Below are 618 nucleotides of genomic sequence, written 5' to 3'. Positions count from 1 at the left end.
TATATACTCCAATTGATATCTCTTGTTAATTTCGTAATTGCTTTTTTTCATTACGTTAATACTTTATTAAAAATTGGAACTTTTGTTTTTTATTTACCCTAGGAACTTTTGTTTTTTATTTCATAAATTTTCTCAATAAATTTATTTATTAATATTAAAATTTACGTATAATTTTATCATAAAAAAATACTGAAAGGAAAAACATGAAAAAATTTAAGTTATCATTAACATTAGCAGCACTTAGCTCACTAACAACAATCCCATTTGTCGCAAGTGCATGTGCTGCTAATAAAGATAAAGAAACTCCAGCAAAACCTGATACACCAGCTGGCGGCCAAGGTACAACACCAACTAACCCATCAACAACACCAGCCGACAACGGTACAACAAACGGTAGCGAAGGTACAACACAAACTAATCCTTCAACAACACCAACCGACAACGGTACAACAAACGGTAGCGAAGGTACAACAAGTGACAACCAAGGTGCTGGATCAGCTCCTGCTGCTGGTGGACAAGGAACAGAAGAACACCACGAAGAAGGATCAGCTCCTGCTGCTGGTGGACAAGGAACAGAAGAACACCACGAAGAAGGATCAGCTCCTGCTGCTGGTGGAC

General features: G+C 37.4%; 1 protein-coding gene. It reads left to right on the top strand.

Going from position 1 to position 618, the window contains the following annotated elements:
• Positions 1-203: 203 nt before the first annotated feature.
• Positions 204-618 (top strand): hypothetical protein (locus NXS15_RS03760; protein WP_396888613.1); only part of this gene is annotated, 415 nt, incomplete at its 3' end.

Source organism: Mycoplasma sp. CSL7475-4, from assembly GCF_024834065.1.
GTDB lineage: Bacteria > Bacillota_I > Bacilli_A > Mycoplasmatales > Metamycoplasmataceae > Mycoplasmopsis.
Note: the sequence above shows the minus strand (reverse complement) of the source record. Positions and strands in the feature narration are given on the sequence as shown.